We start from the raw sequence: 14,728 nt of genomic DNA on the forward strand, positions 1-14,728 counted from the left end.
CTGGCCGCCATGCCTTCGGCCCAGAGCGTCACGCGCGGTCCAGCAGCCGCCACCAACGGGCAATATCTCGAACTAGCGAACGGGATGCCCCGCCCCCCGCAGCGTCTCCTTCACCTGGTCGATCCGCAGGTCACCGAAGTGGAAGACGGACGCCGCCAGCACCGCGTCCGCGCCCGCCCCGACGGCCGGGGGGAAGTCGGCGAGGCGGCCGGCGCCGCCGGAGGCGATGACCGGGACGGTCACGTGCCCCCGGACTGCCGCGATCATCTCCAGGTCGTAGCCGTCCTTCGTTCCGTCCGCGTCCATCGAGTTCAGCAGGATCTCCCCCGCGCCCAGCTCGGCGGCGCGATGCGCCCACTCCACCGCGTCGATGCCGGTGCCGCGCCGGCCGCCGTGGGTGGTCACCTCGAAGGTGCCGGCCTCGGTGCGGCGCGCGTCCACCGACAGGACGAGGACCTGGCGGCCGAAGCGCTCGGCGATCTCACGGATCAGGTCGGGGCGGGCGATGGCGGCCGTGTTCACGCCCACCTTGTCCGCGCCGGCCCGCAGCAGCTTGTCGACGTCGTCGGCGGTGCGCACCCCGCCGCCCACGGTCAGCGGGATGAACACCTGCTCGGCGGTGCGGCGCACCACGTCGTACGTCGTCTCGCGGTTGCCCGACGAGGCGGTGATGTCCAGGAACGTCAGCTCGTCGGCGCCCTCGGTGTCGTACACCTTGGCCATCTCGACGGGGTCGCCCGCGTCACGCAGGTTCTGGAAGTTCACGCCCTTGACGACCCGGCCGTTGTCCACGTCCAGGCAGGGGATGACTCGGACCGCCAGGGTCATGAATCCACGGCTCCTTCGATGCCTCTTACTGCTCTCTGAATGCTTCCAGCTCCACCGACACCAGGACCCGGGAGTCCATGAAGCCCTCCACGACCAGCAGGGTCGTGACCGGGCGTACGGCGTCGAACAGCTCCTTGTGTGCGCGGCCCACCTCGTCGACGTCCCGGGAGTGGGCCAGATACACACGGGTCCGGATCACGGACTCGATGTCCAGCCCGAACTCGCCGATCGCCTCGACCGCGGTGGCGAAGGCCACCTTGGTCTGTTCGTACGGGTCGCCGTCGCCGTACAGCAGGTCGCCCTTGAAGGCGGTCGTGCCCGCCACGATGACCCGATCACCCGCCGCCACGGCCCGTGCGAACCCGAAGGACTCTTCCCAGGGACTTCCGCTCTGCACGCGCCGTACGGCTTCGGATGTCATGGCGACACAGCCTCCAAGGCTTCTTCCAGGGTGAATGCCTTCGCGTACAGGGCCTTCCCTACGATGGCGCCCTCGACACCGGCCGGGACGAGGCCGGCGATGGCGCGCAGGTCGTCCAGGGACGACACGCCGCCCGAGGCCACGACCGGGCGGTCGGTGGCCGTGCAGACGTTCTTCAGGAGCTCCAGGTTGGGGCCCTGGAGGGTGCCGTCCTTGGCGATGTCGGTGACGACGTACCGGGCGCAGCCCTCCTTGTCGAGGCGGGCCAGCGTCTCGTAGAGGTCGCCGCCGTCGCGGGTCCAGCCCCGGCCGCGCAGGGTCGTGCCGCGTACGTCGAGACCGACCGCGATCTTGTCGCCGTGCTCGGCGATGACCTCGGCGACCCACTCGGGGGTCTCCAGGGCGGCGGTGCCGAGGTTCACGCGCGTGCAGCCGGTGGCGAGCGCCGCGGCGAGGGTGGCGTCGTCGCGGATGCCGCCGGACAGCTCCACCTTGATGTCCATGGCCTTGGCGACCTCGGCGATGAGCTCGCGGTTGTCGCCGGTGCCGAACGCGGCGTCCAGGTCGACGAGGTGCAGCCACTCGGCGCCGGAGCGCTGCCAGGCGAGGGCGGCCTCCAGAGGGGAGCCGTAGGACGTCTCGGTGCCGGACTCGCCGTGGACGAGGCGGACGGCCTGGCCGTCGCGGACGTCGACGGCGGGGAGGAGTTCGAGCTTGCTCATCTCTACCGGGCTCATCTCTACAGGGTCTCGATCCAGTTGGTGAGGAGCTGGGCTCCGGCGTCGCCGGACTTCTCGGGGTGGAACTGGGTGGCCCACAGGGCGCCGTTCTCCACGGCCGCCACGAAGGGCTTGCCGTGCGTGGACCACGTCACCCTGGGAGCGGCGATCAGCGGGTTGTGCGACTCCTGGGTCCACTCGTGGACGGCGTAGGAGTGCACGAAGTAGAAGCGGGCGTCCGCGTCCAGGCCGGCGAAGAGCTGGGAGTCGGCCGGTGCCTCGACCGTGTTCCAGCCCATGTGGGGGACGATGTCGGCCTGGAGCGGTCCGACGGTGCCGGGCCACTCGTCCAGGCCCTCGGCCTCCACGTCGTGCTCGATGCCGCGCGCGAACAGGATCTGCATGCCGACGCAGATGCCCATCACCGGGCGCCCGCCCGACAGCCTGCGGTCGACGACCCAGTCGCCGCGCGCGGCCCTGAGGCCGTCCATGCAGGCGGCGAAGGCGCCGACGCCGGGGACCAGCAGGCCGTCGGCGTTCATGGCCTTGTCGTAGTCACGGGTGATCTCGACGTCGGCTCCCGCGCGCGCGAGGGCGCGTTCGGCGGAGCGGACGTTGCCGAAGCCGTAGTCGAAGACGACGACCCGCTTGGAGTTCACCGGGGTCAATTCCAGACCTCCAGCCTCAGGACGCCCGCGAAGAGACACATCGCGGCGCCGATGGACAGCAGCACGATCAGGCCCTTGGGCATCTGCTGCTTGGCGAAGGAGATGATGCCGCCGAGGAAGAAGAGGCCGACGACGATCAGTACGGTGGACGTGCCGGTCATGGGTTACAGCGCGCCCTTCGTGGAAGGCAGGATGCCGGCCGCGCGCGGGTCGCGCTCCGAGGCGTAGCGCAGGGCCCGTGCCAGCGCCTTGAACTGGCACTCCACGATGTGGTGCGCGTTGCGCCCGTACGGCACGTGCACGTGCAGCGCGATCTGCGCCTGGGCGACGAAGGACTCCAGTATGTGCCGGGTCATCGTCGTGTCGTACTCGCCGATCATCGGCGCCATCTTCTCGGGCTCGGTGTGCACGAGGTAGGGGCGGCCGGACAGGTCGACGGTGACCTGGGCGAGGGACTCGTCCAGCGGGACCGTGCAGTTGCCGAAGCGGTAGATGCCCACCTTGTCGCCGAGGGCCTGCTTGAAGGCGGCGCCCAGCGCGAGGGCGGTGTCCTCGATGGTGTGGTGGGAGTCGATGTGCAGGTCGCCGTCGGTCTTCACGGTGAGGTCGAACAGACCGTGCCGGCCGAGCTGGTCGAGCATGTGGTCGTAGAAGCCGACGCCGGTGGCGATGTCGGTCTTGCCGGTGCCGTCGAGGTCGATCTCGACGAGGACCGAGGTCTCCTTGGTGGTGCGCTCCACGCGCCCTACGCGGTTCATGCGTCCTGCTCCTTAGGGGGTGCGGGGGTGTCCCCCACACAACGCTGTACTTCACGGGCCGCGTCCAGGAACGCGTCGTTCTCCTCCGGGGTGCCGGTGGTCACCCGCAGCCATCCCGGTACGCCGTTGTCCCGGACCAGGACGCCCCGGTCGAGAATCTTCTGCCAGACTGCGTGCGAGTCGGCGAACCGCCCGAACTGGACGAAGTTCGCGTCGGACTCGGTCACTTCGTACCCGGTCGCGCGCAGTTCGGCGACCAGCCGGTCCCGCTCGGTCTTCAGCTGCTCGACGTACTTCAGCAGCGTGTCCGTGTGTTCCAGGGCGGCCAGCGCGGTCGCCTGGGTGACGGCCGACAGGTGGTACGGCAGCCGTACGAGCTGGACGGCGTCGACGACGGCCGGGTGCGCGGCGAGGTAGCCCAGGCGCAGGCCCGCCGCGCCGAACGCCTTCGACATCGTGCGGGAGATCACCAGGTTCGGCCGGCCCGCCAGCAGTGGTAGCAGCGAGGCGCCGTGGCTGAACTCGACGTAGGCCTCGTCCACGACGACCATCGACGGCTTGGTGGCCTGCGCGGCGTCGTACAGCGCGAGGACCGTCTCGGCGGGGACCGCGGTGCCGGTGGGGTTGTTGGGGGTGGTGATGAATACGACGTCCGGGCGGTGCTCGGCGACGGCCTTCTCGGCGGCGGGCACGTCGATGGTGAAGTCGTCGTGGCGGGGGCCGGAGATCCAGCCCGTGCCGGTGCCGCGCGCGATGAGGCCGTGCATCGAGTACGACGGTTCGAAGCCGATCGCGGTGCGGCCCGGCCCGCCGAAGGTCTGCAGCAGCTGCTGGATGACCTCGTTGGAGCCGTTGGCGGCCCAGACGTCCCGCGTGTCCACGGCGTACCCGGAGGTCTTCGTCAGGTACTCCGCGAGCTTCGCGCGCAGCTCGACCGCGTCCCGGTCCGGGTAGCGGTTGAGGTCACGGGCGGCCTCGCGGACCCGCTCGGTGATCCGCTCGACCAGGGCCTCGGGCAGCGGGTAGGGGTTCTCGTTGGTGTTCAGCCGTACGGGCACGTCCAGCTGGGGCGCGCCGTAGGGGGACTTGCCTCGCAGCTCGTCCCGTACGGGGAGGTCGTCGATTCCGAACGTCACTTGCTCTGCGGGACCTTCCACTCACTGTGCCCGTCTGGTGCGCCTCCAGGGAAACGTGCCTTGACCGCCGCGCCGTGCGCGGGCAGGTCCTCCGCCTCCGCCAGCGTCACCACGTGGTGCGCGACCTCGGCGAGCGCGTCGCGCGTGTAGTCGACGATGTGGACGCCGCGCAGGAAGGACTGCACCGACAGGCCCGAGGAGTGGCAGGCGCAGCCGCCGGTGGGCAGGACGTGGTTGGACCCGGCCGCGTAGTCACCGAGCGAGACGGGGGACCAGGGGCCGACGAAGACCGCGCCGGCGTTCCTGACCCGGTCGGCGACGGCGGCGGCGTCGGCGGTCTGGATCTCCAGGTGCTCGGCGCCGTAGGCGTCGACCACGCGCAGGCCCTCGTCGATGCCGTCGACGAGCACGATCGCGGACTGACGGCCACCCAGGGCCGGGAGGACCCGGTCGTCGATGTGCTTGGTGGCCTCGACCTGCGGCCCAAGCTCCTTGACGACCGCGTCCGCGAGCTCGGCGGAGTCGGTGACCAGGACGGCTGCGGCCAGCGGGTCGTGCTCGGCCTGGCTGATCAGGTCGGAGGCGACGTGCACCGGGTCGGCGGTGGCGTCGGCGAGGACCGCGATCTCGGTCGGGCCGGCCTCGGCATCGATGCCGATCTTCCCGGTGAAATAGCGCTTCGCGGCGGCGACCCAGATGTTGCCGGGGCCGGTGACCATGTTGGCGGGCGGGCAGGACTCGGTGCCGTACGCGAACATCGCGACGGCGGTGGCGCCGCCGGCCGCGTAGACCTCGTCGACGCCGAGGAGGGCGCACGCGGCGAGGATCGTCGGATGCGGCAGGCCGTCGAACTCGGCCTGCGCCGGCGAGGCGAGCGCGATCGACTCGACGCCGGCCTCCTGCGCGGGTACGACGTTCATGATCACGGACGACGGGTAGACCGAGCGTCCGCCGGGGGCGTACAGGCCGACGCGATCGACCGGCACCCACTTCTCGGTGACGGTGCCGCCGGGCACGACCTGTGTGGTGTGCGTCTCGCGGCGCTGCGCGCGGTGGACGAGGCGGGCTCGGCGGACGGACTCCTCCAGCGCCGCACGCACGGCCGGATCCAGCTCGTCCAGCGCGCGCGTGAGCGCGGCGGCCGGAACCCGCACCCGGTCGAGCCGGACCCCGTCGAAACGCTCGGCGAAGTCGATCAGCGCCGCGTCGCCACGATGATGCACGTCCTCGCAGATCGGACGCACCTTCTCCAGGGCGGCCGAGACGTCGAAGTCGGCTCGGGGCAGCAGGTCGCGCAGGGCGGGGCCCTCGGGGAGGGCGTCGCCGCGCAGATCGATTCGGGAGATCACGGAACCAATTCTCTCAGACCCGCGCCGGGCACCGTTCGCGCGTATCAATGGCTGATACAGAACGCGAGGGGCCCGCGCGGGCCACGCCGGAGCTCTGGGAGATCATACTCACTAAGAGTGTTCAAGGTGTCACTCAGTGGGCATGAACGGTTGTACGAAGTGTGAGCGACCGACGAGTAGTTGAGGAGGGAGTGAAGCGCCGTGACCGAGGGGGCCGGCCATCGTGACGGAGAGCTGCCCGACGACCTGACCGCCACCGAGGTCGGCATGTGGCAGGCCTTCCGCAACGGCAGCGTGTACGACCTGAGCAGCGGTGACGCGCTCGCCGACGACCCGCACGGCGGGCATCCGTGGGGGCCCGAGCGGTCCGTGCGGGCCCGCATCGTCTGCTGGCTGCTTCTCGACGGCCCGCCCGCGCTCGCGGGCCGGGTGTCCTCGCTGCAGCTCGTGGGCGTGCGGATCAGCGACACGATGGACCTCGCGGGCGGCACGGTGGTGCCCTACGTCGAGCTGCGGGGCTGCCGGTTCGAGCGGGAGGTCCTGCTGCCGGAGACCCGTTTCACGACCGTACGGCTGGTGGACTGCGCGGTGCCGCGGCTGGAGGCGGCCCGGTTGCAGACCGAGGGCGATCTGCATCTGCCGCGCTGCCGGTTCCGATCCGGCATCCGGCTCACCGACGCGCAGATAGGCACCGACCTGCTGCTCAACCAGGCGATCGTGCACCGGGACCGCAACGGGCGCTCGATCGCCGCGGACGGCCTGAGCGTCGGACAGGACCTCCAGGCCGAGATGCTGGAGTCCTACGGCGAGGTGAGCCTGCGCAGCGCCCAGGTCGGCGTCTCGCTGAGCCTGCGCGGCGCCCGGCTCCTCAACCCGTACACGCGGCACGCGCTGAACGCCCCGCAGCTGACGGTCGAGCGCACGCTGTACCTGACCCCGGCCGGGCTCGGCAGTCCGCTGCTGCGGGGGACGACCCCGGCGCAGGGGACCAGGATCCAGCGGTTCGAGTGCGAGGGCGGGATGCGGCTGGACGACGGGCGGTTCGGCGACGCCGTCGACTTCGAGCACGCCCGGTTCACCTTCACCGACGAGCAGGAGCTGTCGCTGCGCCGGGTGCAGACACCCGAGCTGCGGTTCCTCGGCGAGCGGCCGGCGCGCGGCCGGGTGGTGCTGTCGGGGGCGCGGGTGGTCAACCTGATGGACCGGGCGGACAGCTGGCCGGGGCCGGGACGGCTGCACATGGGCGGCTTCGCCTACGAGAACCTGGTGCCGCGGGGGCCGTTCCCGCTGGCGAAGCGGCTCCGCTGGGTGGGCGCCGCGACCGCCGAGTACAACCCGGAGCCGTACGAGCGCCTCGCCGCGGTGCTGCGGGCCGGCGGCGAGGACGAGGACGCCCGCGAGGTGCTGCTCGCCAAGCACCGCCGGCGCCGCGAGAGCCTGCCCATCGCCGCGAAGCTGGTGGGGTACGCGCAGGACTGGACGGTCGCCTACGGTTACCGGCCGGGCCGGGCCGCGGTGTGGATGGCGGTGCTGTGGGCGGCCGGCTCGTTCGCCTTCGCGCGCGCCGACCCGCCGCCGCTGAAGAACGGCGAGCATCCCGACTGGAACCCCGCCCTCTTCGCCCTCGACCTGCTGCTGCCGGTCATCGATCTGGGGCAGGCCGGCTTCTGGCAGCTGCGGGACGGCTGGCAGTGGCTGGCGACGGCCCTGATCCTGCTGGGCTGGATCCTGGCGACCACGGTCGCGGCGGGCGCGACGCGGCTGCTCCGCCGGAACTGACCACCTCAACCCGCCTCAACCCGCCTCAACTCGCACGAAACCACCCGATCCCACCTGAACCCGCCTGATCCCGCCTCGGCTCACCACCTCCCCACCAGGGGACCCGCGGCCCCAGGCCCCGGCGAAGCACCGCTCCCGACCCGAGGCTGCACGCTCCCGACCCGAGGCTGCACGCCTCCACCCGGCACCCGGCACCCGGCACCCGGCACCCGGCACCCGGCTGAGAGAAGCACGACTTCCCCGGAACCGCCCGCACCCGACGACGAAAGCCGTACGGTGGTGCGGGGGGGAAACACGAACGGCCGAAGGCGAGCCGAGCCGCACAACCATCACGAACCGTCGGCCGTCGTACTGGCCATGCTGCGCGCGTTCCTCCGGACGGCGGCCCGGGCCGCCCGCCCCCGGACGTCACGGCCCGCCCAAGACGACGACGTCCTCCTCGACGTCCCCGACGACCACCTCGCCCCCGCCCTGGTCGCGGCGGCCCGCGGCGAGTACGCCCCCGTGGCCGCCCTTCTCGCGGGCACCCGCGAGAACGCCGAGTGGGAGCACCGCGACCGCTACGCGACCCGGCTGGCCGCCTTCGCGCGCTCACGCTCCGAGTGGCTCGACGACTGGCGCGCCACCGCTCCTGACGACCCCGACGCCCTGCTCGTCGGCGCCCGGCTGACGGTGGAACGCCACTGGGACTCGCCGGCCCGCACGGAGCTCCTGCGCCAGATCGTCCCCGCTGTCACGGCCGCCGCCGAGGCCGCCGGCCCCGACCCGGTGCCGTGGCGGACCGCGCTGGACACCGCTCGGGGCGCACGCGCCGGACACCCCGAGTTCGAGCGCCTGTGGGCCCAGGCGGTCCGCCGCTCCCCGCACCACTACGGCTGCCATGTCGCCGCCCTCGACTACCTGGCCGCCGCCTCGCCCGGCGCCCACCGCGAGTGCCTGGACTTCGCCGAGACGGCGGCGCAGGACGCGCCCGAGGACGCGCTCGTACGGACGTTGCCGCTGAGGGCGGCCTTCATCTGCCTGACCACGAGCGGCGACGACAGCGGCGGCACCGGCATCGGCGGCGACGCGGCGGGGGTGCACCGCGCACGCCTGGACGCGGCCGCCGACCGTGCGATCGCCCTCTCCGCCGCCCGCCCGGCGGCCGACCCCTGGCCGGCGGAGCTGCGGAACCTCCTGGCGTACGTCCTGGTGCGCCTGGAACGCCACCAGGACGCGGCGGAACAACTGCGTCTGACCGGCCCGTACGTCACGTCCTTCCCCTGGGGGCGGGACGGGGACCGGGCCGCGGACGACCCGCTCGGCCGCTTCCTCCAGGTGCGCGCCGACGTCCGTGCCGCGGTGGCCTCCGCGAGGGCGACGGCAGGTCCGGGTCATCCACGAAGTGGGCACGGCGGTCGCGTCCGCTCCGGCGACCATTAGGCTTCTGGGTCGTGACCACCGTCCGGCTCCCCCTCTTCCCCCTGAACTCGGTCCTGTTTCCGGGACTGGTGCTCCCGCTCAACATCTTCGAGGAGCGCTATCGCGCCATGATGCGCGAGTTGCTGAAGACTCCCGAGGACGAACCGCGCCGGTTCGCCGTCGTGGCGATCCGTGACGGCTACGAGGTGGCCCGGAGCGCGCCCGGCCTGCCCGATCCGACGACGACGCTCGAGGGCGGACCGGCGGCCGGGTTCGGGCCCGACCCGGTCAAGGCGTTCCACAAGGTGGGCTGCGTCGCCGACGCGGCGACGATCCGCGAGCGGGCCGACGGCACCTTCGAGGTGCTGGCCACCGGCACGACCCGGATGCGACTGCTCTCGGTGGAGGCCTCGGGTCCCTTCCTGACGGCCGAGCTGGAACCGCTGCCCGAGGACGACGGCGACGAGGCGGGCGCGCTGGCCGAAGGGGTCCTGCGGTCCTTCCGGCAGTACCAGAAGCGGCTGGCGGGGGCACGCGAGCGGTCGCTGGCGACCGGCGCCGAACTGCCGGACGAACCGGGCGTGGTCTCCTACCTCGTCGCCGCCGCGATGATGCTGGACACACCGACGAAGCAGCGTCTGCTCCAGGCTCCGGACACCGCCTCGCGCCTGAGGGACGAGCTGAAACTCCTTCGCTCCGAGACGGCCGTCCTCCGTACGCTGCCGTCGTTGCCGGCTGCGGACCTGACGCGCGGTCCCACGAGTCTCAACTGAGGTACCGGCCCCATGGCGAAGAAGTCCAGAAAGCAGCAGCACCCCGGTGGCACCCCGGCGACGGTGGCGCTCGCGGCCGCCGGCGTGGCGTACACGGTCCACTCGTACGAGCACGATCCCTCTCACCCGTCCTACGGCGAGGAGGCGGCCGAGGCGATGGGTGTCTCGCCGGAGCGGGTCTTCAAGACGCTGGTGGCGGACGTCGACGGCGGGCTGACGGTCGCCGTGGTGCCGGTGGCGGGCCGGCTGGACCTCAAGGCGCTGGCCGCCGCGGTGGGCGGCAAGCGCGCGGCGATGGCCGACCCGGCACTGGCCGAGCGCACCACGGGCTACGTGCGGGGCGGCATCTCTCCCCTGGGCCAGCGCAAGAGGCTCCCGACGGTCCTGGACGCGTCGGCCTCGGATCACGCCACGATCTGCGTCTCGGCGGGCCGCCGCGGCCTGGAGGTCGAACTCTCCCCCGAGGACCTGACCAAGCTGACCGACGCGGTCCTCGCACCCGTCGGCCGCGCGTGACCCCTCGACGGACGCCCTGTTCTCGGCTAATGAGACAGGACATGTCGAAGCGAACACGCAAACGCAGGTGGCGCGTCAGAAAAGGCAAGGCGAACCACGGCCGCCGCCCCGCCTAGTCGATCGGCTGCGGGCAACCGCGCCGCCGGACGGGCAGGCAGGCAGCAGGCAGCAGGCAGCAGGCAGCAGGCAGCAGGCAGCAGAACCTACGCCGCCTTCTCACCGTGCGGCCCCGGCGGATGCTGCTGCGGCCGCGTCCACGGCTCGGGCTCCGGATCCCGGGGCCCGAACAACCCCGTCAGCCCCAGATGCACCACCAGCCCCGTCACCGACCACGCCAGCAGAGCCCCCTTCGCGCTCAGCTTCAGCGGTGCGGAGAACGTCACCCCCTGGCCGACGTCCTTCGCGTGGGCGATCACGTCCTGTGCGGGGCCCAACCACACCCCGACCCGCCACGCCAGCAGCGACCCGAGCAGTCCGCCGACGCCCAGCGCCACCACCAGCGGCACACCGCCACGCCGCCGAAGCAGGAAGACGACCACCGCGCTGAGTGCGCCGAACGCGAGCGCGAGGAGTGTGAACACGCCGTCGACGCCGATCACCCGTTCGCCCTCGGGGTTCTTCGGGACGACCGTCCAACCGTCCCCCAGCACGCCGCCGACCAGCGGCACGCTGGGAGCCAGCTGCCACCACAGCACGCCGAGCAGCGCACCGGAGAGCGTCACCGCCACCGCGGTCACGGCGGCCTGACGCACTTCGGTCAGCATCCCGGGGCCGTCCTGTTCGCCGTGGTGGTCGTCCGGGGCGCCGTACGCCGTGCCCATCGCGTGCGCACCGACGGGCGGTGGCACCGGCCCGCCCTGATACGAGGAGCGTTCGTTCGGTGGCGGTGGCGGAGTCAGAGGTGCGGTCACCCCGCCATCGTGCCAAACCCGACTGTGCGGCGCGTCACCGGACGGCGGCCCGGCGGTACGCCCAGGTCGCCACGGCCAGCGAGATCACGCCGACCACGGCGCACACCGCGAGGTCACCGAGGACGTAGGCCCAGTCGGGCCGCTCACCGAACGTACGCGCGAAGGCCTCCACGCCGTATGTGGAGGGCAGCAGGTCCCGTGCCAGGCGGACCGCCTCCGGCATCCGCTCGGCCGGCAGCACGCCCAGCAGCAGCGCCGCCGACATGCCCAGCTGACCGAGGAGCGTGGCGAACTCCGGCCGGGGCGCGAGCAGGCCCAGCGCCGCGCCCAGCCCGGCGAGCGCGGCGCCCGCCAGAGGGATCACGGCCACCAGCACCCACAGGTGCGTCATCGGCAGCCCGAACAGCAGGCAGCCGAACACCGCCGTCACCACGGTCCCCGGCACGGTGAAGGACGCGTACGCGCCCGCCGCGCCCAGTACCACCGCGGCGGGCGGCACCGGCAACGTCGCGTAGTGGTCGAGGCCGCCGCTCGCGCGCAGCTGACCGAAGTACTGCGCGAGGAGGTTCAGCGCGACGAAGGCCACGACGAGGACCGCCGAGCCGGCGACCACGGCCTGCGCCTCGCCACCGCCGTCCACGACCCCGCGCATCAGGATCATGATCCCGACCGACTGGAAGGTGGCCACGAACAGCAGCGGGATGCGCGCGACCCGCGCCCTGGAGAGCTGAGCCCGGTAGACGGCCACCAGGGAGGGCCACAGCCGTGCCTTGGGCCCGAGTTCGGCCGCGCCGGTGGCGCCCTGCTTCTCGGCGGCCAGGGCGCCGCCCGGCAGGACATCGGCGGGTACGACACTCACGTCGCGCTGCTCCCCTTCGGTCGGGTCGTTCGAAGCGGTCGCCCTGACGGGTACGGATGCGGCGGCCGGTGTGCTCACCGTTCGCGGACTCAAGCCCTCACCAGGCCCTGTCGCGCGGCACCGCCCAGCGCCAGGTAGACATCCTCCAGGCTGGGCGTGGCGAGGGTGAAGTCGTCCAGGGCGGCGAAGGCGGCGCCGCCGGTGACGGTGGCGACAACGGCGCGGGCCTCCTCCGGGGCGAGCCGCAGCGTCCAGCGGCGGCCCGACTCGGTGACGCGGTCGCGCAGGGCGGCGACCTCCGGGACGTGCAGTGGCGCCGTCTCGCGCCACACCAGGTCGACGCGGACCTCTCCGGCGACCTTCTCCTTGAGCCCGGAGGGCGTGTCGCAGGCGATCACACGACCCCGGTCGAGGACGGCGACCCGGTCCATCACGGTCTCGGCCTCGATGACGTTGTGGGTGACGAGCAGCACGGTGGCGCCGCTCTCGGCGCGCCGCCGGTCGACGGCCCCCCACACGGCGCGCCGGGCCACCGGGTCCATACCGGTGGTCGGCTCGTCCAGGACGAGCAGCGAGCGCTCCCCCACCAGCGCGGCGGCGAAGCAGGCCAGGCGGCGCTGCCCGCCGGAGAGCTTCTTGATCGGGCGGGCGGCGAGCGGAGTCAGGCCCAGCTCGTCGAGGACGGCGTCCCGTTCGGCGCGGGCCTGCCGCACCTCCAGGCCTCGCAGCCGTCCGGTGGTCTCGGCGGCGAGGGAGACGGTCAGGTCGTCCAGGGCGCTGGACTCCTGCCCGAGGTAGGCGAGGATCCGCGCGGCCCGCTCCGGGTGACGCACGATGTCGTGCCCGAGGATCTCCACGCTGCCGCGGTCGGGGCGCATCAGCCCGGTGAGCTGGCGTACGAGGGTGGACTTGCCGGCGCCGTTCGGTCCGAGCAGTCCGAAGATCTCGCCGCGGCAAATCTCCAGGGTCACGTCGTCGGTGGCCCGCACCTCGGGGGTGGCCGGTACGCCGCGCCTGCCGCGTACCGGCGGATAGGTCTTGGTCAGTCCGCGCACCACGCACACGGCATCGTCACCGGGTCGAAGTGCCTGTGCCGCGCGCGTACTCACAAGGGACGAGAGTACGGGGTCCGCCCCTCCGCCCCGCCCTCGGGTCCGCCCATAAGTGTCGATTCGGCCGGGGAACGCCGGAGGGAGGCCGAAGGAGCGCCGGAGGGAGGCCGAAGGCGGGGAGAGAAGCCGAAGGAGAGCAGCCGGGGGGAGCCGGAGGAACGCCGGAGAGTGTCACTCCACCGCGGGGGTGCGCTCGGTCGCCGTCCGGACGTCGATCTCCCGCCAGAATCCGGCCCGGATCGCGTACCGGTCGTGCTCGTCGATCTGGTCGTCCTTGTGGGCCAGCAGTCCGAAGCGGGCCGCGTACCGCAGCAGCTCACCGTCGACGCGGTGCGGGATGCGGGGGTACATCCCGGAGAGCTTCTGCAGGTGGCCGTGGTCGCCGAGGCGCTCCAGCCAGCGGCGGGCGAAGACCTGCCCGACCTCGTACGGGTCGCCGCCGACCGTGGTGATGTCCTCCTCGCGGTCGGCCCAACGCTGCTCGGCGGTGGTGAGCTGGGCCAACGTCGGCAGTGAGACGGCCTCGGGCGGCTCGGCGCCGGACCGGTCGACCCAGCCCTTGTCCGAGGACCAGCGCAGGGTGGCGGTCGGCGGGTGCGGCGCGGGGTGGGCGGCTCCGGGCGCGCGCAGGGCGGCGAGGTCCTTGGGGGTGGGGACGCCCTTGGCGGGCGGTACGCGCTCCTCGGTGCCGTTGCGCGGGGCGCCTGTCGTGGTGGGGTGCTCCGGCTCCTGGGCGGGCCGCCGTTCGGCGGCGGCGGACAGAGCGGACTCGGGCAGCGGCGCGGAGAGGATCGCGGCGATCTCGGGGCGGGGCACGGGCGGCGGCGCGCAGATCCCGCCGAGCTCCTTGGCGCGTACGGCCCTGGTGATCCACGTGCGATCCAGGACGCGCCGTTCGTCGGCCTCGGCGACCAGGTCCTCGGACTGGTTGTAGTCGCCGTCGGCGGCCTGCACGGCCCACAGGTGGACGGCGACACCGTGCTCCTTCGCGGCCATCATGCCGGGCAGCAGGTCGCCGTCGCCGGTCACCAGGACGACGTCGGAGCAGGCGCGGTTGCGGGCCAGCTCGGTCAGTTCGGCGTGCATGGCGGCGTCCACGCCCTTCTGCGCCCAGCGTCCGTCGCTGCGGGTGAGGGCGCCGAGCCGGACGGTGACCCGGGGCATCACGCGCAACCGGCGGTGTTCGGGCTGCGGGACGCGGTCGGGGGCGCCGTCGAACCAGTAGATGCGCAGCAGGGGCTGCTGCGTGTCGGACTCGGCGCGATCGCGGAGACCCTGGATGAGGGCGGCGTGATCGACGGTGATGCGTGAGCGCGACGGCTCTCCGGCGAGGAGACTGGCGGCGGCCCCCAGCAGATACCCGGCGTCCACCAGGACGATGCAGCGGTCCACGCGATCCACCCTCTTTCCGGGAGGTTTGCTTCGGGCTTCCTTCGAGTCTGCCCGACCACGCGGAGGTTAACGGCCCGAACTCGATCTTCGGCGTGGCGTTTCCGCA

At 72.6% G+C, this 14,728-nt stretch carries 17 protein-coding genes; 5 read left to right on the plus strand and 12 right to left on the minus strand.

The window, feature by feature from the left end:
• Positions 1 to 72 precede the first annotated feature (72 nt).
• Genes hisF through hisD form a run of 8 tightly spaced genes read right to left on the minus strand, consistent with a single transcriptional unit; the run spans position 73 to position 5,879 of the window.
• Positions 73 to 828, minus strand: a complete 756-nt coding sequence (hisF, locus tag ABEA26_RS30875; protein WP_345596728.1) for an imidazole glycerol phosphate synthase subunit HisF — start codon at positions 826 to 828, stop codon at positions 73 to 75.
• Between the two features lie 25 nt (positions 829 to 853).
• Positions 854 to 1,249: a RidA family protein gene (locus tag ABEA26_RS30880; RefSeq protein ID WP_345596730.1), complete on the minus strand. Its 396-nt coding sequence runs from the start codon at positions 1,247 to 1,249 to the stop codon at positions 854 to 856.
• Positions 1,246 to 1,971, minus strand: coding sequence for a bifunctional 1-(5-phosphoribosyl)-5-((5-phosphoribosylamino)methylideneamino)imidazole-4-carboxamide isomerase/phosphoribosylanthranilate isomerase PriA (gene priA, locus ABEA26_RS30885; RefSeq protein WP_345596752.1), 726 nt, complete (start codon positions 1,969 to 1,971; stop codon positions 1,246 to 1,248). Before priA ends, ABEA26_RS30880 begins: the two co-directional genes overlap by 4 nt.
• Positions 1,972 to 1,988: 17 nt before the next feature.
• On the minus strand, positions 1,989 to 2,636 hold the full coding sequence (gene hisH, locus ABEA26_RS30890; RefSeq protein ID WP_345596731.1) for an imidazole glycerol phosphate synthase subunit HisH: 648 nt from the start codon (positions 2,634 to 2,636) through the stop codon (positions 1,989 to 1,991).
• Positions 2,633 to 2,797, minus strand: coding sequence for a hypothetical protein (locus ABEA26_RS30895; protein ID WP_345596732.1), 165 nt, complete (start codon positions 2,795 to 2,797; stop codon positions 2,633 to 2,635). Before ABEA26_RS30895 ends, hisH begins: the two co-directional genes overlap by 4 nt.
• A 3-nt stretch (positions 2,798 to 2,800) precedes the next feature.
• The gene (gene hisB / locus ABEA26_RS30900) at positions 2,801 to 3,394 is read right to left on the minus strand and encodes an imidazoleglycerol-phosphate dehydratase HisB (protein WP_345596734.1); all 594 of its coding nucleotides are present in this window, start codon (positions 3,392 to 3,394) and stop codon (positions 2,801 to 2,803) included.
• A complete protein-coding gene (locus ABEA26_RS30905) occupies positions 3,391 to 4,530 on the minus strand; it encodes a histidinol-phosphate transaminase (RefSeq protein ID WP_345596737.1) in 1,140 nt (379 codons plus the stop codon). The genes hisB and ABEA26_RS30905 overlap by 4 nt, the downstream gene beginning before the upstream one ends.
• Positions 4,527 to 5,879: a histidinol dehydrogenase gene (gene hisD / locus ABEA26_RS30910; protein ID WP_345596739.1), complete on the minus strand. Its 1,353-nt coding sequence runs from the start codon at positions 5,877 to 5,879 to the stop codon at positions 4,527 to 4,529. The genes ABEA26_RS30905 and hisD overlap by 4 nt, the downstream gene beginning before the upstream one ends.
• A 201-nt stretch (positions 5,880 to 6,080) precedes the next feature.
• Here hisD and ABEA26_RS30915 point away from each other — a divergent pair, with 201 nt between their 5' ends.
• The 5 genes from ABEA26_RS30915 to ABEA26_RS36590 all read left to right on the plus strand — a co-directional run bounded on the left by ABEA26_RS30915 (position 6,081) and on the right by ABEA26_RS36590 (position 10,464).
• Positions 6,081 to 7,658, plus strand: a complete 1,578-nt coding sequence (locus tag ABEA26_RS30915) for an oxidoreductase (RefSeq protein ID WP_345596741.1) — start codon at positions 6,081 to 6,083, stop codon at positions 7,656 to 7,658.
• 357 nt (positions 7,659 to 8,015) lie between these two features.
• Positions 8,016 to 9,080: a hypothetical protein gene (locus ABEA26_RS30920; RefSeq protein WP_345596742.1), complete on the plus strand. Its 1,065-nt coding sequence runs from the start codon at positions 8,016 to 8,018 to the stop codon at positions 9,078 to 9,080.
• A gap of 11 nt (positions 9,081 to 9,091) precedes the next feature.
• Positions 9,092 to 9,832, plus strand: a complete 741-nt coding sequence (locus ABEA26_RS30925; protein WP_345596743.1) for an LON peptidase substrate-binding domain-containing protein — start codon at positions 9,092 to 9,094, stop codon at positions 9,830 to 9,832.
• A 12-nt stretch (positions 9,833 to 9,844) separates the two neighbouring features.
• On the plus strand, positions 9,845 to 10,348 hold the full coding sequence (gene ybaK, locus ABEA26_RS30930) for a Cys-tRNA(Pro) deacylase (RefSeq protein ID WP_345596745.1): 504 nt from the start codon (positions 9,845 to 9,847) through the stop codon (positions 10,346 to 10,348).
• Positions 10,349 to 10,389: 41 nt separating this feature from the next.
• Entirely contained in the window at positions 10,390 to 10,464 is a 75-nt protein-coding gene (locus ABEA26_RS36590; protein ID WP_486388981.1) for a 50S ribosomal protein bL37, read from the plus strand.
• Between the two features lie 87 nt (positions 10,465 to 10,551).
• Here the strand turns inward: ABEA26_RS36590 and ABEA26_RS30935 are convergent, their stop codons facing one another.
• From ABEA26_RS30935 to ABEA26_RS30950, 4 genes are all read right to left on the minus strand, one after another.
• The gene (locus ABEA26_RS30935; RefSeq protein ID WP_345596748.1) at positions 10,552 to 11,259 is read right to left on the minus strand and encodes an AAA family ATPase; all 708 of its coding nucleotides are present in this window, start codon (positions 11,257 to 11,259) and stop codon (positions 10,552 to 10,554) included.
• Positions 11,260 to 11,293: 34 nt separating this feature from the next.
• Positions 11,294 to 12,118 carry an ABC transporter permease gene (locus ABEA26_RS30940; protein ID WP_345596750.1) on the minus strand — a complete coding sequence of 275 codons (825 nt, stop codon included), beginning with the start codon at positions 12,116 to 12,118 and terminating at the stop codon, positions 11,294 to 11,296.
• A gap of 89 nt (positions 12,119 to 12,207) precedes the next feature.
• Positions 12,208 to 13,182: an ABC transporter ATP-binding protein gene (locus ABEA26_RS30945; RefSeq protein WP_345596754.1), complete on the minus strand. Its 975-nt coding sequence runs from the start codon at positions 13,180 to 13,182 to the stop codon at positions 12,208 to 12,210.
• A gap of 219 nt (positions 13,183 to 13,401) precedes the next feature.
• Positions 13,402 to 14,622 (minus strand): NYN domain-containing protein, encoded by a 1,221-nt coding sequence (locus ABEA26_RS30950; protein WP_345596751.1) that lies wholly within the window; start codon positions 14,620 to 14,622, stop codon positions 13,402 to 13,404.
• Positions 14,623 to 14,728 lie beyond the last annotated feature (106 nt).

This window comes from Streptomyces marokkonensis, assembly GCF_039539045.1.
Taxonomy (GTDB): domain Bacteria; phylum Actinomycetota; class Actinomycetes; order Streptomycetales; family Streptomycetaceae; genus Streptomyces; species Streptomyces marokkonensis.